The sequence below is a fragment of the Solibacillus sp. iso_87 genome, assembly GCF_056173085.1.
Genome location: NZ_CM149656.1, coordinates 978,542 through 996,747, shown reverse-complemented (window position 1 = coordinate 996,747; position 18,206 = coordinate 978,542). Strand labels below are relative to the sequence as shown.

General features: G+C 39.4%; 20 protein-coding genes. 3 read left to right on the top strand and 17 right to left on the bottom strand.

What is annotated here, in order from left to right:
- Nucleotides 1-48: 48 nt before the first annotated feature.
- The 13 genes from AC0VXV_RS04855 to AC0VXV_RS04795 form a co-directional block, all read right to left on the bottom strand.
- Nucleotides 49-2,238 (bottom strand): penicillin-binding protein, encoded by a 2,190-nt coding sequence (locus tag AC0VXV_RS04855; protein ID WP_475530572.1) that lies wholly within the window; start codon nucleotides 2,236-2,238, stop codon nucleotides 49-51.
- A 38-nt stretch (nucleotides 2,239-2,276) separates the two neighbouring features.
- Nucleotides 2,277-2,657, bottom strand: a complete 381-nt coding sequence (ftsL, locus tag AC0VXV_RS04850; protein ID WP_079525012.1) for a cell division protein FtsL — start codon at nucleotides 2,655-2,657, stop codon at nucleotides 2,277-2,279.
- A gap of 3 nt (nucleotides 2,658-2,660) precedes the next feature.
- On the bottom strand, nucleotides 2,661-3,611 hold the full coding sequence (gene rsmH, locus AC0VXV_RS04845; RefSeq protein ID WP_475530571.1) for a 16S rRNA (cytosine(1402)-N(4))-methyltransferase RsmH: 951 nt from the start codon (nucleotides 3,609-3,611) through the stop codon (nucleotides 2,661-2,663).
- 126 nt (nucleotides 3,612-3,737) lie between these two features.
- A complete protein-coding gene (gene mraZ, locus AC0VXV_RS04840; protein WP_014824545.1) occupies nucleotides 3,738-4,169 on the bottom strand; it encodes a division/cell wall cluster transcriptional repressor MraZ in 432 nt (143 codons plus the stop codon).
- Between the two features lie 175 nt (nucleotides 4,170-4,344).
- Nucleotides 4,345-5,961: a bacillithiol biosynthesis cysteine-adding enzyme BshC gene (gene bshC, locus AC0VXV_RS04835; protein ID WP_475530570.1), complete on the bottom strand. Its 1,617-nt coding sequence runs from the start codon at nucleotides 5,959-5,961 to the stop codon at nucleotides 4,345-4,347.
- A 108-nt stretch (nucleotides 5,962-6,069) separates the two neighbouring features.
- Complete coding sequence (locus AC0VXV_RS04830) at nucleotides 6,070-6,465, bottom strand: DUF3397 domain-containing protein (RefSeq protein ID WP_475530569.1); 396 nt, start codon at nucleotides 6,463-6,465, stop codon at nucleotides 6,070-6,072.
- Nucleotides 6,462-7,355: a ketopantoate reductase family protein gene (locus tag AC0VXV_RS04825; RefSeq protein WP_475530568.1), complete on the bottom strand. Its 894-nt coding sequence runs from the start codon at nucleotides 7,353-7,355 to the stop codon at nucleotides 6,462-6,464. The genes AC0VXV_RS04830 and AC0VXV_RS04825 overlap by 4 nt, the downstream gene beginning before the upstream one ends.
- 69 nt (nucleotides 7,356-7,424) lie before the next feature.
- Complete coding sequence (locus AC0VXV_RS04820) at nucleotides 7,425-8,963, bottom strand: acyl-CoA carboxylase subunit beta (RefSeq protein WP_475530567.1); 1,539 nt, start codon at nucleotides 8,961-8,963, stop codon at nucleotides 7,425-7,427.
- Between the two features lie 17 nt (nucleotides 8,964-8,980).
- A complete protein-coding gene (locus AC0VXV_RS04815) occupies nucleotides 8,981-9,193 on the bottom strand; it encodes an acetyl-CoA carboxylase biotin carboxyl carrier protein subunit (protein ID WP_079524997.1) in 213 nt (70 codons plus the stop codon).
- Nucleotides 9,194-9,327: 134 nt separating this feature from the next.
- Nucleotides 9,328-9,714, bottom strand: coding sequence for a transcriptional regulator (locus AC0VXV_RS04810; RefSeq protein ID WP_079524995.1), 387 nt, complete (start codon nucleotides 9,712-9,714; stop codon nucleotides 9,328-9,330).
- A gap of 253 nt (nucleotides 9,715-9,967) precedes the next feature.
- Nucleotides 9,968-10,732 carry an enoyl-CoA hydratase/isomerase family protein gene (locus AC0VXV_RS04805; RefSeq protein ID WP_475530566.1) on the bottom strand — a complete coding sequence of 255 codons (765 nt, stop codon included), beginning with the start codon at nucleotides 10,730-10,732 and terminating at the stop codon, nucleotides 9,968-9,970.
- A 155-nt stretch (nucleotides 10,733-10,887) separates the two neighbouring features.
- Nucleotides 10,888-11,061: a 50S ribosomal protein L32 gene (rpmF, locus tag AC0VXV_RS04800; protein ID WP_008403415.1), complete on the bottom strand. Its 174-nt coding sequence runs from the start codon at nucleotides 11,059-11,061 to the stop codon at nucleotides 10,888-10,890.
- A gap of 23 nt (nucleotides 11,062-11,084) precedes the next feature.
- The gene (locus tag AC0VXV_RS04795; protein WP_079524990.1) at nucleotides 11,085-11,618 is read right to left on the bottom strand and encodes a YceD family protein; all 534 of its coding nucleotides are present in this window, start codon (nucleotides 11,616-11,618) and stop codon (nucleotides 11,085-11,087) included.
- A 184-nt stretch (nucleotides 11,619-11,802) separates the two neighbouring features.
- On the opposite strand from AC0VXV_RS04795, the gene AC0VXV_RS04790 reads away from it, so the two are divergent.
- Entirely contained in the window at nucleotides 11,803-13,011 is a 1,209-nt protein-coding gene (locus tag AC0VXV_RS04790; protein WP_475530565.1) for a nucleotidyltransferase, read from the top strand.
- On the opposite strand, the gene AC0VXV_RS04785 is transcribed toward AC0VXV_RS04790, so the two are convergent.
- Nucleotides 13,008-14,057 carry a SepM family pheromone-processing serine protease gene (locus AC0VXV_RS04785; protein ID WP_475530564.1) on the bottom strand — a complete coding sequence of 350 codons (1,050 nt, stop codon included), beginning with the start codon at nucleotides 14,055-14,057 and terminating at the stop codon, nucleotides 13,008-13,010. The two genes, AC0VXV_RS04790 and AC0VXV_RS04785, sit on opposite strands and share 4 nt — an antisense overlap.
- Before the next feature lie 212 nt (nucleotides 14,058-14,269).
- Here AC0VXV_RS04785 and AC0VXV_RS04780 point away from each other — a divergent pair, with 212 nt between their 5' ends.
- Nucleotides 14,270-15,148 carry a hypothetical protein gene (locus AC0VXV_RS04780; protein WP_475531402.1) on the top strand — a complete coding sequence of 293 codons (879 nt, stop codon included), beginning with the start codon at nucleotides 14,270-14,272 and terminating at the stop codon, nucleotides 15,146-15,148.
- Nucleotides 15,149-15,254: 106 nt separating this feature from the next.
- Here AC0VXV_RS04780 and coaD read toward each other — a convergent pair whose 3' ends face one another.
- The 3 genes from coaD to AC0VXV_RS04765 are packed head-to-tail and all read right to left on the bottom strand — an operon-like array spanning nucleotide 15,255 to nucleotide 17,762.
- On the bottom strand, nucleotides 15,255-15,740 hold the full coding sequence (gene coaD, locus AC0VXV_RS04775; RefSeq protein WP_475530563.1) for a pantetheine-phosphate adenylyltransferase: 486 nt from the start codon (nucleotides 15,738-15,740) through the stop codon (nucleotides 15,255-15,257).
- Nucleotides 15,737-16,309, bottom strand: coding sequence for a 16S rRNA (guanine(966)-N(2))-methyltransferase RsmD (rsmD, locus tag AC0VXV_RS04770; protein ID WP_475531401.1), 573 nt, complete (start codon nucleotides 16,307-16,309; stop codon nucleotides 15,737-15,739). Before rsmD ends, coaD begins: the two co-directional genes overlap by 4 nt.
- Before the next feature lie 43 nt (nucleotides 16,310-16,352).
- A complete protein-coding gene (locus tag AC0VXV_RS04765; RefSeq protein WP_475530562.1) occupies nucleotides 16,353-17,762 on the bottom strand; it encodes an RNA polymerase II in 1,410 nt (469 codons plus the stop codon).
- 54 nt (nucleotides 17,763-17,816) lie between these two features.
- Here AC0VXV_RS04765 and AC0VXV_RS04760 point away from each other — a divergent pair, with 54 nt between their 5' ends.
- On the top strand, nucleotides 17,817-18,206 hold the full coding sequence (locus AC0VXV_RS04760) for a DUF7147 family protein (protein WP_475530561.1): 390 nt from the start codon (nucleotides 17,817-17,819) through the stop codon (nucleotides 18,204-18,206).

Sequence of the window (18,206 nt, the reverse complement as noted above, 5' to 3'; positions counted from 1 at the left end):
TCACCTAAAACAACGTATGTTAAAGATGAAGTTTGTATTCAAATCTCTCTAATCTTGTGGAAGTTCTTCAGTAAATTCTTCGTCTTTCTCTTCTTCCAGTTCCATATCCTCTGCCGGAGGGGTCAAATACTTCTCCTCAGGGGTTTTTAGCTTGACGACGATCGGTGAATTATCTGTTATCGGCGTCCCTTGGGAAACACTTTGGCTTTCAACATAGCCTTCGCCGACAATTTCAATCGGCAGTTTGGATAGTGACTTATAGACAAGTAAATTACGTAACGACCAATCACTAAACGATGGTAATGTAATCTCTCCATCTGTCTTTAAGAAAACGATGCTACCACTTGTTAATGATGCATCTGCTGCAGGGAACTGTTCTGTAATTTCTCCGTCTTGACCAATTATTACTGGGACCAGTCCTTCAGATTCCAGTTGAGTCATGACAGTATCTGTCTGCTTGCCTACATAATCGTCAATCTTTGTTGTCTCCGCTTCTGCTACGTCCGACGGATTGATATTCATGTACTTCAAACTGTTCTGTACAACTGAATTGAAAACTTGTGAAACTGGGTCAGAACCTATTTCGGTTGCACCTAGTTTTGGTTTTGCAACTGAAATAAATACAGCCAGCTGCGGATCTTCTGCTGGAGCCATTCCTAAAAATGAATATAGGAATTCATTTTTTCCCCAGTCATAACCAATACCATTTGCTTTTGGCATTTGGGCAGTTCCTGTTTTTCCGGCTACTTTATAGCCGTCAATCTGGAAACGTTTCGCATTCCCGGCTTCTCCATATATAGTAGAAGCTAGAACCTCACGTGTTTGCTGCGCTGTCTCTGCCGAAATCGGTTCACCTTTTATAGTAGGCTCTGAATCTACTAAAATCTCACCAGTGTTCGGATTAACAATTTTATCGATTACATATGGCTGCATCATTTTCCCGTCATTTGCAACGGCCGTTACCCCTTGAATTAACTGAATCGGAGTAACAGTCGAACCTTGACCGAATGTCGTCGTATACTTTTCCAAAGGATAGCGCGAGTTAATAATGCCGCTCGCTTCATTCGGTAAATCAATGCCTGTTTTTTGACCGAAACCAAACTCCTTTAAATAGCTTTCATACGTTTCCCAGCCCATAACATCAAGCAAGTTCGTCATCGCCGTATTTGAAGAGCGTTGGATACCTTCTAAATAGGAAATTGGACCCCAACCGTATCTATTATGATCCCGTATTGTATCGTTATAAACTTTATACTGCCCTGACTGATACTTGGCATTCGGATGCCAATTCCCTGAATCGATTGCGGCTGCAACCGTAAATGTTTTAAATGTGGAACCCGGTTCAATTGTATTTTCCACAACATCATTCAGCCAGTTGCCATCTAATCCTTCACGCGTGTCAGGATTGAACGTTGGTCGTTGTGACATCGCCAAGATTTCCCCCGTTTTCGGATTCGCTACGACAGCAACCATAGACTGCGGCTTATATTGATCGTTGACACGCGTCATTGCTTCTTCCAGGAAGTTTTGAATCGTTTTATCGATTGTCAAATAAATATCGTTCCCGTCTTGTGCTTCCTGTACGACTTTATCGCTGCTTGGCAATAAATAGTTACGAGCATCTCGCTGGTAGGTTAACTTACCATCGTTTCCTGTTAATTGCTTGTCATAAATATATTCAAGCCCCATTTTCCCGACAACCGACGAATTTCCGTCATCATCCGTTTCACGCAATGCAAAACCTATAAGATGAGAGGCAAAGGCGCCGTTCGGATAATAGCGTTTTTTGTCGCTGTATAATAGAATGCCAGGCAGATCAAGCTCTTCAATCTTCTTTTTCACTTCATGACTGATGCCGCGCCCTGCCAGTCCAAACTCGACTTGATATAAATCTTTGGAAGGGTTTAGCCGTTCATAGATTTTTTCTTCATCCATCGGAATGTATTGCGCCAATAATTTTGCTGTTTCTGCTTTATCGACGACATGCCTTGGATTTTTTTTATTTTCTGTTGCCGATTCTTTAATTACCGCTACAAGACGGTAGCTTAATGTATCTTCGGCAATCACATTTTCATTGCGGTCCAGAATCTTCCCACGGTCTGCCGATAACACATATCCAGTTTCGTACCTTGATAATGCTTCTTCTTCCAATTCATGCCCTTTTACCATTCCTGTCGCCTGGATTGATGCAAAACGCCAATATAATAGTAAAAAGAGCCCTCCAAAGAATATAAACATTAGAAAGGCTCCTATCTGGTAACGAAATCTTCTCTTTTTCATTCTCCCGGCACTACTTTCACGTTTTTCTCATTTAGTGTTAATCCGAGTTCTTTCGCTTTTTCCCAAATACGTTGGTGAGTGGAGCGTTCACTTACTTGTACTTTTAAATCTGTATTATTGTTATTGACTTCAGTTATGTCGCGTTCGATTTTTTGGATTTCCATACTGAGTGTTTGGATTTCTCCTTGAGTATGTAATATGGAAATAGCGAAAGATGCTACTACGATTGCAAATACTAGGAACAAAAACTTTTCCTGTGCCGAAAAATACTTAGGTTTGCGTTTTTTCGGCTGGACCGGCAGTCTTTGTTCCTGCTGCTGATGTTGAGGTAGTTCTGGCTGCTGTTGTATATAAGTTTGTCTTGCTCTTACTGCCATTTTTTACCCACGTCCTTTATCGTTAATTTTTTCAGCGATGCGCAATTTTGCTGAACGTGAACGATTATTCGCAGCTAACTCCTCGTCTGATGGTAAAATCGGTTTTCTCGACACTAGTTTAAGTACTGGTTTCATATGCTCTGGAATAACCGGTAATCCAGGAGGTAAATCCGGCAATGATGAAGCCTCTTTAAATAGTGTTTTTGTTAAGCGGTCTTCTAATGAATGGAATGTAATCACACTTATACGACCACCAATTTTCAATAAATCGATTGCATCTACTAAAGAATCTTCCGCTGCACCTAATTCATCATTTACAGCAATTCGAATAGCCTGGAAGATTCGTTTTGCAGGATGTCCACCTTTGCGACGTGCTGGGGCTGGAATACCATCTTTTATAAGCTCTACTAATTGACCCGTCGTTTCAACAGGAGCAATTTCACGGGCTTGTTCAATTTTGCGCGCAACTTGTTTAGAAAATTTTTCTTCTCCGTAACGGAAGAAAATACGAACAAGATTTTCGTATGACCATTCATTCACAACATGATATGCGCTCAGTTCTGCAGTCTGATCCATCCGCATATCGAGCGGTGCATCGTGATGGTAACTAAATCCTCGTTCCGGTGTATCAAGTTGTGGTGATGAAACACCTAAATCATATAAAATCCCATCTATTTGATGAATGTTCAGTTTGTGTAATTCTTCTTTTAAATAGCGGAAATTTGAGTGTACGAATATAACGCGATCTAAATATTCGGCTAATCGTACTTTTGCGTTTTCAATAGCCGTTGTATCCTGGTCAAAGCAAATTAAACGGCCTTTTTCTGATAATTGTTGTACAAGGTACTCACTATGGCCTGCACCACCTAATGTGCAGTCTACATAAATACCATCCGGATTGATGTTCAACCCATCAACAGTTTCTTTCAATAATACGGTTGTATGATCGAACATAGTTTGAAGCACCTCTTAATATTAATTCAATTACGTGTCGGTACTATTACGCCCGGATTAAGAGTTCATGTCGGTTCTGTAATAGTGACCATTGCTTTAAATTTTTTCATCTACTACTAAAGAAATTTAAAAATCAAAGCCAATCAGATTTTCTGCGATTTCATCAAATGATTCTGCCGATTGCTCGAAGTATTGCTGCCAAGATTCTTTCGCCCAAATTTCAATTTTGCTCGATACACCTAATATCACGCATTCTTTTTCAAGATTAGCGTATCCAATCAGTGTTGATGGAATATTAATTCGGCCTTGCTTGTCCACTTCTACTTCTGTTGCCCCAGAAAAGAAGAATCGCGCAAATGCACGTGCATCTTTTTTGGTCATCGGTAAATCCTTTAATTTATCTTCGAGTTTTCGCCATTCATCCATAGGATATCCAAAAATGCATTGATCTAGCCCGCGAGTTATTACAAAGTGTTCTCCAAGTGATTCGCGAAACTTTGCAGGGACAATCATGCGGCCTTTTGCATCGATAGAATGTTGATATTCTCCCATGAACATGCTACTCACCCCACTTTAATAAATAATGTACCACATCCCCCCACTTTCTACCACCAAATTCCTTGCTTCTCATAACAATAAAATGAAATCACGTAAATGAGCATATTCTCACACATACGTTCGGTGCTAAAAGACACAAAAAAGAGTTATCTGCATATGAGATAACTCTTGTTCTTTATAAGGTAATAAGTTGGTGTTTCACGGAAATACTCATAGGCAAATCCAATAAATCATCAATCAGCTTTTCCCCATAGGTATTTAGGAATAAATAAGGGTTGTACAAGCGCTCCTGATAACTATCATTTGGATATAATAGCGACTGGATCGTTTTGTATTGGCGAATTGAAACTTCATGCTTTTCTATATTTTGCTGTTCCAGTTTCGAGCGTAAATATTGGAATTGACGTTCATGGTAATTTTTATTCTTCTCCAATAAATCTTCTACATGATAGTTACCATGCTGCAGATAGCTCGTCAGTTGTTCATACTGCTCTTCCATCTGTTTTTGCATCTGCTCAATTGCGCGCGTTACTTGTTCATCTTTCACACTTTCCACAAATTGTGCTAAATGTTCATCGACCTTACCTGTCAGCACATCCGTTACAGACAGCTCTTTTTGTTCCAGTAATGCATCAACTTGACGCGTAACAAGCGTAATGCTGAGCCTTGGCGCAAATATCGGCATTTGCAGCTGCAGCGTATCAAATGCAGGCTTTAGAGTTGCCCAATAAGCAAGTTCACCGGGACCTCCGACAAATGCTAGTACCGGGAGTGCCATTTCCTGCATTAATGGTCGGGTAACGACATTATTACTTAAACATTCAGGAGACTCATTCGCAATAGCCACTAATTCCTCTTTTGAAAAATTCGCATGGGCTGACCCATTTTTAAAGTGGCCGCCACTGCGCTCCAGCAGAAAACGCTCGCCTTCTTTAATGTAAAATAAATTCGCATTTTGCTCCGTAGCTTCAATCGGCATTGCATAGCCTTTCTCGGCAAGCTTTCTTTCCTGCGCTACAACACCTGTTGCGATCGATTCGTTCTTTTCAATCAATTGGACAAAGTAGTTTTTTTCATATTGTCTGAACGGCCCATAAGTTGCATCCAGCATTAATAAGCCGTGCTTTTTAAATAAATCATTCATCAGCAGCGAGAAGAAATCAGTAAAAGTTTCACTATTTTCTGCATGATTCAAAACATTATTCAGTAAGTCTGTTGTATGTTGTGTTTCCCCAAAATCTTTAAATACATTTAAAATAAACTGCTGAAGTGCTTCTTTATTCAATTCTGTAGTCGAAGCCATTTTCTTCAGCTTAGAACGTTCACTGTAACCACGTTTTTTCACTTCGCCGTTTGCCATTGTATACGTATGATTGATCTCTTCAATATCGTGATCTTCACCCGCTATCCAAAACATTGGTACGACCGGTGCATTTAGTATTTTTCTTTGTTGTTCCGCCAGCAGAATTACCGTAATCGCTTTATGAACAGAATAGAGAGGACCTGTCAGCAAACCAGCTTGCTGACCACCTACTACAACTACAGCACCTTGCTCAATTTCATCTAAATGATGCGCCGTTTTTTCCGAGATGCCATACTGCTCCATATAACTGCGTATAATTTGAGCAAGCTCTTTCGAACGATATGTACGATTTTTTAAATATGCAAATCGTTGGTCAAAAGCTCCCTCATTATATTTATATTCAAAAAACGAATGGATATCGGCATTCTCCGACCAATAGTCCGCTAATAGCTTATTCGTTACTGGTGAATTTATTTGTTCTAGCTCCATGAAAATTCTCCTCTACTTCTCTTTACTCAATTTTAAAATTACCTTTATCACTGCGTTGCTTTATTTTTCTCCGGATACTAGTTTACAGTAAAAGAAAAGTTTAGCCACCTAATCAACCATCATAAACATCATAACTGAATGGGTAATTCCAACGATCCAAATTATAAAATAAGTGATGCTGAACAATAAAAAGTAAAAGCGCCAAACTTTTTTCAGTAATGGCTTTACTTCAATTTCTTTTTTCGTTCGCCAATCAACATATGTAAAAACAATCGCAATTACGAGTACGATAATTAGCATCGGCATTAATATACCAATATTCCATAGTCCTTGTAACGCAATTGGTATCGAAAAAAACAAAAGAAATGTTGTAATATCCGCTGCCAAGCCAATCGCTTTATGTTTTTTTAATCGAAGCTTACGGCATATGAGCAGCACAGTGATAAAAGCAATAATCGGGCATACAATAATTGTTGCCACCAAATATTGAAAAAATAATATCACAGTTGTTCACCGCTCTCCTCAAATGCTTTCACTAGATGATAAAGTGTTTGTAACACAGGTAATTCTTTCTCATTTTGTTCCGCTTTTTTCAAAATCGCTCCAGCTATAGTATCAATTTCTGTTCTGCGATTTGCGAGTCGATCCGCCAGCATAGACGATGTATTTTCTGCTGTCCTTTCACAAAGTGCAACGACTTGCTCAAATTGGAATGATTCTTTAAATTGCGGAAATGCCGTCATGAGTTCTTTATATAAATTATTCAATAATTGCAATGTATAGCTCTGTGTAATTAGCTGCCCATTTTTTACTTGCAAAATCGCAGTTAACGGATTGATAAAACAATTCAGCAGCGCTTTCTCCATCAGCATCGTTTCGGCATCTTGTTCAAATACAATCGGCAGTCCGGACGATGAAAGTACGTTTAGGAAATCAAACTTGCTGCGATCCCCTTTTGCTACAGCAACTTTCATCACACCTTCCCCTTTATGGGCGACATGATACTGTGACAGTTTAAGAGCACCGAATTGAATCGAACTAAATGCAATATGGGATTTACATAATGCAAGTGCTTCCTCGTAATGTGCTAAACCATTCTGCAAAAATAATAATGGAATAGATTCCTTTACACGCTCCATACTTGCATACACTTCATGAAGTTGTCCATATTTTACAGCTAAAATGACTAAATCCGCTTCATTTGAAAGTGCCGAAATATATTTAACGTTGACGGTCGTAACAGATTGATTCAAGTTCGTCCTAGCAATTTGGATGTCCTTAAATACAGTTTTCTCCGCAGGTTTCCCGACAATGTACACATCCATATTCATTTCAGCAAAATAGCTTGCTACTAATAAACCAACTGCACCTGCCCCAATGATTTCAATTCGCATTATATTATACCTCAAATTTATTTCGAATTAAAAAGGTCTGCCTTCAAGACAGACCTTTAGCTTAATTTATTATACTGGATATACCGGATGTTTTCGATATGGTAAGACAATTTGTTTCGAATTATAGTAATTAAAGCGTTGAATTAATGTATGTCGCAGTTGATTTGGTGCGACAATATCATCAATTACCATTTCGGAAGCCAATTTGTATAAATCGATTTCTTCCTTGTACTCTTCAATTTTTTGTTTCACAAACTGTATTTGCTCTTTCGGATCTTCAATTGCTTCGATTTTATTTGAATAAACAGCATTTACAGCCGCTTCAGGACCCATAACCGCAATTTGGGCAGTTGGTAATGCAATGACTGCATCTGGTTCAAACGCCGGTCCGCACATCGCATAAAGTCCAGCTCCATATGCTTTACGAACGATAACCGAAATTTTCGGTACTGTCGCTGAACTCATCGCCGATATAAATTTCGCCCCATGTCGTATAATGCCCGCCTTTTCAACCTTTGTACCGATCATAAAGCCCGGTACATCCGCTAAAAATAACAGCGGAATCGAGAATGCATCACAAAGCGTTATGAACTTCGCTGCTTTGTCGGCAGAATCGATAAACAATACGCCGCCTTTTACTTTCGGCTGATTGGCGATAATCCCTACTACTTGCCCATCGATGCGGGCTAGCCCTGTTATCAGTTCAGAAGCAAAAAGCTTTTTAATTTCAAAGAAGCTGTCTTCATCAATCAGCTGTTCGATACATTCATACATATCAAATGGCGCATTTTGATTTTCCGGAATAATCTCTTCCAGTGTTCTCCCGCGTTTCGGTGCTTTCATTTCATCAATCGGCGGGAATTCCGCAAAGTTTGCAGGGAAATAACTGATATAACGTCTCGCTTCGCGGATTGCCTCTTCCTCGTTTGCAGCTAATACATCTCCACATCCGCTAACGGTACAGTGCATACGCGCTCCGCCCATTTCTTCGAGCGAAACCTTTTCACCGATTACTTTTTCAGCCATTCTCGGTGATCCTAAGTACATTGAAGCATTTCCGTCCACCATTATAACGATGTCACAAAAGGCCGGAATATAGGCTCCTCCTGCAGCAGATGGACCGAATAAAATACATATTTGAGGAATCATTCCACTCATACGTACTTGATTATGGAAAATACGGCCTGCCCCGCGTCGCCCAGGGAACATTTCCAGCTGATCTGTAATGCGCGCCCCTGCAGAATCGACTAAGTAAAGCATTGGTACTTGCATCTTTTCCGCAGTCTCTTGAATACGGATTATTTTTTCAACTGTTCGCGAACCCCATGACCCAGCTTTGATAGTAGAGTCATTTGCCATAACGCAAACGGTTTGCCCATCAATTTGCCCAATAGCTGTTACAACGCCATCTGCAGGCAAATCTCCGGCTTCACAATTTGCAAAACGGGCATCTTCCTCATAAATTCCATCATCAAATAATTGTTTCAAGCGATCCCGGACAAAAAGTTTATTCGTTTCTTTTAACTTTTCGTGATATTTTGGTTGCCCGCCTGCGTATATTTCTTCTATTTTCTGCTGTAAGTGTTCGTTATAAGTAGGCTGTGTCATTATCTTTCCTCCATCACTTAAGCTAATTCTACTAAAATATCATTCTCTTCAACAAAATCTCCTTCAGCAACAGTAATTTTTGCTACTGTCCCATCTGCTTCTGCCTCATGCGGGATTTCCATTTTCATCGATTCCAAAATGATGAGTGTTTGCCCTTTTGTCACACTGTCCCCTTCTTTAACACTTACCTCGAATACTGTACCTGCCATCTGTGCTTTTACTTCTGCCATGCAAAAGGCCCCCTTGTTAGAAGATATTTGCGCTACTCGCGCTATGTTTCTACTTCTATTGTAAGTAGCCGTAAAATTAATTACAATTATTTTCTCGAAAAATTATTTTATTTCTATTTATAGTTAGTTTTTCTTTAACTCGGTTTTCCTTTTGTTAAGGCTACACCTTGATGTAACCACTTCGTAATTTTGTCATACTCTGATTGCAATTCCGAATATTTCATTTCTAGTTCGTTATATGCTTCTGTCAATTCTTCAAAACTAGATAACGCCAACTTTAAGTGACTGCGCATCAACTGTTTCGGGCGCTTTCTGACGCTGTTCAAAACCTGTCCATACTGCGCTCGCAATGTTTTATTCCAGCGAAAGCCGCAAGCTTGCTTCGTCCGGTTTAACTCCTGTGCTGCCTGCTCAAAAGCTTCTAGTTGTGTACGTCCGTTTTGAACTGTTTGAATCACAATTTCAGCTAACTTTTCATCGTCTGCAATTGTCCATTGATCTTTCCTTCTTTTTTGCTCCACAGTTGCACCACCTCATATTTTTTACTACTATATGCCATGATGAACAAAATAGACTTAAAAACAAAAAAAGTTACGAGAAAAATAGTTTTCATCGTAACTAGGGGATTAATTTTCATTGCAGGTCAGAGGCCAACACGATGTTGGTCACGAATGCGTTATCAAAGGACGTGACAATTTTAGCATTCACTCCATCTTCCTCCATTCCAATCAACGGACTTCATATAAATTATTAACCAAGCAATCTGTTTACGGATTATTTTTTCTTCTCGAGGAAGTTCTGTACTGCTTTATGGTGAGCTTCGGATTCCCACAGCTTTGCACATAGTCGGATTTCTTCCATCACTCGCTCGTACATATTGCGCTCACGCCATTTTCTTAATTCAATTTCTTTATATGCCTGGTGGACAGAAGGATGGATCTTCGCCATATGCTCAATAAACTCTGCAAGAGCCTGCTCTTTCGTCCCTTCAATATACACACGCATCGCCCAACCGATCTCATATAACGTTTGCGCATCATACGGTTTTGCGTCTATTAGCATTTTTAATGCACGGTCATGGCGCAGGCCACGCTCAAACAAATAAGTTCCTCCGCCCCATCCAGACGTAATCGCCAGTGTCCCTTGGATGAAGCCGGCTTTTGCATGTGAGGAAATCAGTCGGAAATCGCAAGCTGTCGCAATTTCACAACCTCCTCCAACAGCTGCTCCGTTTATTAAAGCAATTGTCGGTACAGGCAATGTCGCTAAATCATATAAAATATTCCCCATTTTACTCAGCATGCCAAACGCTTCTTCTTCTGTTTCCAAACTATGAAACTCCGACAAGTCCCCGCCCGAACAAAACGATTTTTCACCGGCACCTGTAATAACTAAGAAACGCACATCATTATGTTCTTTTATGTATGTAATAACTTCCTTTAAACCTTCCATCACCGCGTAGTTTATAGCATTTCTTTTTACTTCGCGATTAATCGTAAATGTTAGAATCCCATCTTCATTCTGAATTAAGTAATCCACTTGCCCATCTCCTTTAGTAATTATTTCGATATATCAAACTATTCTAATAATAGTTGAGCGCTATTGTTTTGACAATGCTTCTATGCAAAAACAGAAAAAAGACTAGTTAAGAGCCATGGTCTCTTAACTAGTCTTTATATAGCGTAAATACTGAATTATTTCGCTACTACTTCTTTACCTTTGTATTGTCCGCAAGCTTTGCAAACACGGTGAGATAGTTTAGCTTCTCCACAGTTTGGGCAAGCTACCATACCAGGTACAGATAGTTTGAAATGCGTACGACGCTTTCTTTTTGCAGTTTTAGAAGTTCTTCTAAATGGTACAGCCATTGATGGCACCTCCTTACAGATATTTATTCATCTGTTTGATCAAAATACTTAGCTAAAGCAGCCAGTCTTGGATCCAATTTTGGTTCGTCAACTTCCTTAGCTTTTTCTACATCTTCATCCGTTGAATAGTTCCAGCCTTTACCGCCTTGCACTTGTCCTTCGGTATTCTCTTTGAATACTTGCATCGGCACTTCAAGAAGAATTAATTCCTCAAGGACTGGTTTCATATCAACAACGTCTCCATCAACATAATGGATATCGCCCTCAACATCCCCGCGATTTTCTTCATCGACCCAGCTGAAAACTTCTACTGTTTCGATGTTCACAGGATATTCAACATCTTCCCACGTGCGTGCACATGGAAGCGTTAATGTAGTGCTAATCGTTAATTGACAAGTCATTTGCGATGCACCAAAAGTACAAAGCCCTTTTACATGAACGGGTGAAACGTTACGTATATCGGTGTTACGATTTTTTACTTCATCCAACTGAACAACTGTATCAATCGGCATTCCGTCTTTTCGAAACTTTGATAATTGATGAATTGACCATTTCATTCGTTAATCACCTCGAGACAACACTGTTTATTATATAGCCCATAAAAAAAGATGTCAAGATAATTTCTTGTCACTATTACAAAACGTGCTTATAATCAAATTAATTCTAACATATTGCAAAGATACATTCATTTCGAACGTATTGATGCGAACAAAAAACTATTTTAGCGTAAGGGGGAAGTTTATGCAAGCCGTCGGTATAGTTGTTGAATATAATCCGTTTCACAATGGCCATCTGCATCACGTAAACGAAGCAAAACGCACTACGAACAGTGATGTTGCGGTTGCCGTTATGAGCGGTCAATTTTTACAGCGAGGAGAGCCAGCACTCGTCGACAAATGGCACCGGACAAAGATGGCACTCGCAAGCGGAGTTGACATCGTAATTGAACTTCCTTATATTTTCAGCACTGCTCAGGCAACTGGTTTTGCTTCAGGTGCTGTCCAACTATTGGAAGCAACGCAATGTACGACATTAGCATTTGGGAGCGAACAAGGAAGCATCACGCCGTTTCTCAACACTTATCACTTAATAGAAAGCAACCGTACACTCTATAACTCCATTATTAAAGAAACAATTCAGCAAGGCAAAAGCTATCCGCAAGCTCTTTTTACGGCATATGAACAGCTTAAACAACTTTCCCCGAATGCATACATTGATTTAGGGCAACCAAATAATATACTAGGCTTCCATTACGTCGAAGCAATTGAGAAGCTACAGACGGTTATGAGACCTGCTACGATTCAGCGAATTGCTGCAGGATATCACGATGCGATTGATACAGACAGCGAAATTGCCAGTGCTACCGGGATTCGTCAGGCATTGTTCAGCGGTAAGTCTCTCGAGCAGGTTACACAATATTTACCCGAGCCGAGTATTGGTCAACTTGGACACTGGCAGGCAGAACATGGCCGTTTTGCAAGTTGGGAAGGCTTTTGGCCACTTTTGCAGTATGCTATTTTAAGACATACCCCACAGCAGTTAAAACAGTATGCAGACGTATCAGAAGGGCTTGAAAACTCACTCATTAAATATGCAAGAACGAGCTCGGACTTCGAAGAGTTTATGAATGCGTTGAAATCGAAGCGTTATACATGGACAAGACTCCAGCGGATGCTGACACATATTTATACTGGGGTCACGAAAGAACAGTTACATGCCTATTCAAGCCCTACATATATTCGGATATTGGGCATGACATCTTCTGGACAGCAATATATTTCAAGCATTAAAAAGTCCCTTTCCCTGCCGCTCATCAGCCGGGTTGCAGCTGTCAGTGATCCAATATTGGCCATTGATCTGCACGCAACTCAAATGTACCAATTAGGCATACAGCAATTTTCAAATAAAAAAATAGACGAAGATTATAAAACTCCGCCTATTCGCTATTAATTTTTCGGTTGTAGTTGATTTAAATAATTCAGAGCATCATCAATTGTTTTAACAGGAATGACTTTCATGTCGGAATCAATGGCTTTTGCTGTTTGGGCTGCCACCTCATAATTTGAAGTAATGCTTGGGTTATACTCAAGCATTTCTTTTGTTATTTCATCATCAGGTGCAAAGAAAATATCCACGCCTTCTTTATCCGCGGAAACAACTTTTTTCTCTATACCGCCAATTCGGCCTACCGTTCCATCCTCCAGCATTTCACCTGTACCTGCAATTTCATAGCCTTTTGTTAAATCTTCCTCGATCAGCTGATTTAACAGCTCTAATGTAAACATTAATCCGGCAGACGGTCCGCCAATATCTTCTGTTTTGACGGTCACTTTCGGATCGGTTTTGATTGATTTACTTTCTGAATAAGTGATACCGATACCAATACGCCCTTCAGAACCTGGTATTTCTTTAATCTCCAATGTTTCGTCAATAAGTTTTCCATCCCGTTTTACAACTAGATTAATTTTATCTCCCTTTACTTTTGGCGTAATGAGAGTAAGAAACGTTTCCAAACTATCAATACGCTCATTATCTACTTCCACAATTTCATCTCCTGGCTTTAAATGTCCGTCTGCAGCACCATCTGCAAGTACATTCAATACATAGAGTCCTTTGTACGTCACTTGATATTCAAGCCCTGCACGATTGAACGCTACATACGTTGCATTAAACTGGGAGTCCGTCATATATTTCAATTGACGAACATTATACTCTTCGTCATCTTCTTCCTCTTGGCGTACATCTGTTAACTTTACAATATCATAATAATCCGCTACGGCTGCCATTGCATAAGTTAACGGAGTTGCCTGCCCCATTGCAACGGTCGTCATATAAAATGAACCTTCATCGTCCTGGTCACCATTTTGAATCGCCAAAAATTCGCTTACATTATATGTACCACCCGGTTTTGTAATATAATAATCCAACCTATAGAAAGATAAACCCATTAATATAATTAGAAACAGGCCAAATGCTATTTTCCCTTTATTCCCCATTTATTTAGACTCCTCTATAAATAATCGATTTCGCATTGGCGTAATTGTATCAGGACTAATTTTTGTCAGCTACCAACAAATTATAGGACGGTTTTATGTCAAAATTCGTTCCTTAAAAATTACTTGCCGATTAGTTGAAATACTAATTTAAACTTCTTTTGCATACAATTAGTGTAGCATTTGAACGAGCGAATGACAAAATATTGAAAAGGATGAAAAATATTTGGACAATCCTTTTATGTATTACATTAATTAGTTTATTATTATTTTTCCCGGAAATGACACATGTAGGTGCAGACATTGGTGTATCGCTATTTATGGAAGCTTTATTTCCATATTTACTGCCGTATTTGGTATTAACGACATGGCTTTTAAAATTGACGCATTCTTATAACAATTCACCCTTTATCGTTTTTTTGCAAACTTACGGAATTAGTGCCATCGGGGGGTATCCTACAGGTGCTGCTACAATTACGCAACTCGTGAAACGTAATTCGATCACAAAGCAGCAAGCCGCCTATTTGCTCGGCATTTGCCATTGTCCAAGCCCGCTTTTTTTATTCGGCTTTGTCGGAAGCGATTTATTAAATTCCACAACATTCAGCTGGCAATATTTAATTTTACTACATAGCTTTTCATTCATTTTACTGATTGCCGTATATAAATTTTCTCCTCCGCTTTCAAAAGAAGTGCATAGAGCACCTAAAGACCCGACACCATTTACGTCAAGTATTAAGGAAAGTGCCCCAACAATATTGATTGTGGCAACAACGATCATTTTTTTTACGACGATTTACCAAGTGTTTCTACATAGTGTCGAAGTGGTTTTCAAATCAATTCCTACCTATTTAGAAATTGGAATTGCCAGCTTTCTTGAAGTGACGAACGGGTTACATTTGCTACACCAGCAACTATATGGCGACATGCTTATATTTTTCACTGTCGTATTTTTGACAACTCAAAGTTTAAGCATTCACCTGCAAGTAATCGTAATTGCCCGCTCAGCAAATATTGCGATTCGACCGTATATTTTCACGCGTGTTGTTTACAGCATCGTCATCCCAATATTATTTTTCCTGTTGTTTTTATAGATAAAGTTTTTTTAATGAAGTCCGTTGATTTCTGGCGGATACAGCTCCATTGTGAATACAAAAAGAGCTTCTGTGTGGGACGTTATCCTTCACAGAAGCTCTTTTATTATTTAGCGAATTTTTCGTTTAACGCTTGTTCCACAAGAGCTGGTACGAGTTCACTTACTTTTCCGCCGTATTTGGCTACTTCTTTAACGATGCTTGAACTTAAGAATGAATACTGATTTTTTGACATGATGAAAAATGTTTCAATGTTTTCATCAAGTACTCGGTTCATCGAAGTAATCTGCATTTCATATTCAAAGTCGGAAACTGCGCGTAAACCACGTACAATGGCTTTCGCTTTCTTTTCACGGGCATAATCGATCAGCAGTCCCGAAGAAGTTTCGATTCGAATATTCGGTAAATCTTTTGTCACTTCTTTAATTAAGGCTGTGCGCTCTTCAATTGTAAACAATGGTTTTTTAGCTGAGTTATTTAATACTGCGACATATACTGTGTCAAAAACATCGGCTGCCCGACGAATGATATCAATATGACCATTCGTAATCGGATCAAAACTTCCAGGTACTACTGCGATTTTTTCTGTCAAACGATTTCTCCCTCTTCCTCTTCATGACGATAAATAGAAATGATCGTACTGCCGTATTCTTCTTGTCTTGCTAGGTTAAAGCGGCCGTAATTTTCCGGCAATGTGACTTCCGTTGAATGTTCGCACATAATGATTGCATCATGCGCCAGCTTCCCGCCTTCAACTAGTGTTTCGACTAAATCATAATATTCATTTTTGTGATAGGGCGGATCCAAAAATAGATAGTCAATGACAATATCTCTTTTCAATAAAGCCTTCACCGCACGCGTCGCATCTGTCCGGAAAAGTTCAGATACATCCTCATAACGGCATTTTTTTATATTTTCCTGGAGCACTTGGAAAGCACGGGCATCTTTTTCGATAAACAGCGCATAATCTGCACCGCGACTTAGTGTTTCGATACCTAGCCCGCCACTCCCGGCAAATAAATCAACCGCCAAACCACCATTAAAGAATGGGCCAATCATATTAAAAATGGATTCCTTTACTTTATCTGTTGTCGGTCGTGTTGTATTTCCTGTAATCGCCTTTAAAGGCATCCCTTTTCTGTCTCCTGCAACAACGCGCATGATTTTCACCAAACTTTCCTACTAAATCGTGTCCGTATTTTTTTTAAGGAGCCGAAATATTAATTCGGTCTTCCGTCTTTTCAATTTCTACTATAAACAAACGCTGCAACCACGATTCCTCAATGAAATATTGGCCCGCAACTTGTTTTACCGGTAATGATACCGTGTCATAGCGTCTCTGATTAAATACATAAAAACCAGGTTCATGCGGGAATCTGAATTCACGCGTTTCACTTACTACATAATACCCATGTTCTCCAATACTTACATCATAACCGATCGATTCCAGCAGAATATCTGCCCCGTACAATACTTCGCCATCTTTTAATACAACTTGAACGGCAGACTGCTTTTCCGAATTGACGTAAAGATTCCGCGGGTCATTATATAAAAATGGATAGGACTTTTCTGATTGTGCGTTCATTGAAATATATTTCGTAGAAGCTCCCAATACTTCAGATAGCTCCTTGTCCAGCAGTTCTCCACTGATCTTTTTACCTTCCAATGCCTGTAATCGTTCTCGCCACTCCGTCAGTTGCGATTCCGTTAATTGGGCGGTAATTGTTGCAGCGACTTCTTTTGTTTTCTCTCCACCAAATACAGTATCCGTCAAAAATGATGCCATTAATTCTTTCAGCCAATGCGGGCTGTCAACAAAATCATAGGCTGCTTCCAGTTGTGTAATCAGGACCTTTTGCTGCACCTTCGCCACTGTTACATTCGGCACAAAAAGCATTCGGAATCCATCGATCCCATCTATATTAGTGCCGTTAATGATTGCAAGATGTTCATCACTTAAGAAGTTGACTTTTTCAAGCTTTTCATAAAATGCAGCTTTTAATGGAGTTCTTGAATAAATGGAGACAACGCCCACTTCTTCTTGCAGCGCAAAGTCCCCATCTTGCCAAAACAGATCTTTTACTGGGCCTTCCCCACTAAACATCGAATAGTTGACGAGTGACAATTTTTGCTCACCGATTAACGGCAAACCTGTTACCCACTGCCCTTTTACTTCTTTTTCAGTGGAAATATGCACCGTTGAGAACTGAACATCACCGTTTTTTAATGTAGCAAAGACATTTTTCATAAGCTTACGGGACTGTAAGCCGTTCTTTAATGGAATGACATAGGAAATCGATTGTGCCCGTGTTTCTCCGGCTTTAAACTTATTGGTGTCTTCACTTAAACGTGCACAGCTATGTTCATTTTCTATAAAACAATCAGGATTAATGGAAGATTTTGGCCATTCAATCGTCAGTTCTTCATTCGGCAAATTTTTGAAATGCTGGCGAATATCCAAGCTTTCGCCACGGTACACAATTTCAATTTCCTGAGAATAACGATAGCCTTTTTCAGTCGAGTCCACTTTATCCGAATAAACTTGGAACTGCATAAAAAGTATAGTTCCGATTAGTATCGTTAAAAATGAAAAAATACTAACGGCAATTTTCAAGTGCCTGACCTCCTGCATCATGTTACTATTATAAAGAAAGGATGTGCTAAAAAAATGATTCAACAGTTTATCGAACTCGGTCAAGGCTATGGCGATATATATGAGCTTTGCGAACTGGTCAAAACAAATGGGCATCGATTCCATAACGCATTTATTTTCACTGCAACTCAAGATGGCAATTCAGTCGCTTCATTAGCCGTGGCTTTTAAACCATCAGGTGAAGGCAAATTTATGCCAATATATATTTGCCGCGAAGGGATTCCATATAGCGAGGAAAAACTGTCAAAGCGAATTGAGATATTTAAACAAACGATTCAAGATGTTAAGCAGCAAGAAAACATTCTTGAAATTAAACACTCATCTGTTTTTTCGGAAAAAAATCAATATTATCAATACTTAATTGGTATTTTGAGATTAAATCGTTACATACCACCGATGCAATAA

Bases quoted from the DNA above. Each gene is read 5' to 3' on its own strand.
- AC0VXV_RS04855 (WP_475530572.1), bottom strand. From the start codon at position 2,238: ATGTTTATATTCTTTGGAGGGCTCTTTTTACTATTATATTGGCGTTTT.
- ftsL (WP_079525012.1), bottom strand. From the start codon at position 2,657: ATGGCAGTAAGAGCAAGACAAACTTATATACAACAGCAGCCAGAACTA.
- rsmH (WP_475530571.1), bottom strand. From the start codon at position 3,611: ATGTTCGATCATACAACCGTATTATTGAAAGAAACTGTTGATGGGTTG.
- mraZ (WP_014824545.1), bottom strand. From the start codon at position 4,169: ATGTTCATGGGAGAATATCAACATTCTATCGATGCAAAAGGCCGCATG.
- bshC (WP_475530570.1), bottom strand. From the start codon at position 5,961: ATGGAGCTAGAACAAATAAATTCACCAGTAACGAATAAGCTATTAGCG.
- AC0VXV_RS04825 (WP_475530568.1), bottom strand. From the start codon at position 7,355: ATGCGAATTGAAATCATTGGGGCAGGTGCAGTTGGTTTATTAGTAGCA.
- AC0VXV_RS04820 (WP_475530567.1), bottom strand. From the start codon at position 8,963: ATGACACAGCCTACTTATAACGAACACTTACAGCAGAAAATAGAAGAA.
- AC0VXV_RS04815 (WP_079524997.1), bottom strand. From the start codon at position 9,193: ATGGCAGAAGTAAAAGCACAGATGGCAGGTACAGTATTCGAGGTAAGT.
- rpmF (WP_008403415.1), bottom strand. From the start codon at position 11,061: ATGGCTGTACCATTTAGAAGAACTTCTAAAACTGCAAAAAGAAAGCGT.
- AC0VXV_RS04795 (WP_079524990.1), bottom strand. From the start codon at position 11,618: ATGAAATGGTCAATTCATCAATTATCAAAGTTTCGAAAAGACGGAATG.
- AC0VXV_RS04790 (WP_475530565.1), top strand. From the start codon at position 11,803: ATGCAAGCCGTCGGTATAGTTGTTGAATATAATCCGTTTCACAATGGC.
- AC0VXV_RS04785 (WP_475530564.1), bottom strand. From the start codon at position 14,057: ATGGGGAATAAAGGGAAAATAGCATTTGGCCTGTTTCTAATTATATTA.
- AC0VXV_RS04780 (WP_475531402.1), top strand. From the start codon at position 14,270: ATGAAAAATATTTGGACAATCCTTTTATGTATTACATTAATTAGTTTA.
- rsmD (WP_475531401.1), bottom strand. From the start codon at position 16,309: ATGCGCGTTGTTGCAGGAGACAGAAAAGGGATGCCTTTAAAGGCGATT.
- AC0VXV_RS04760 (WP_475530561.1), top strand. From the start codon at position 17,817: ATGATTCAACAGTTTATCGAACTCGGTCAAGGCTATGGCGATATATAT.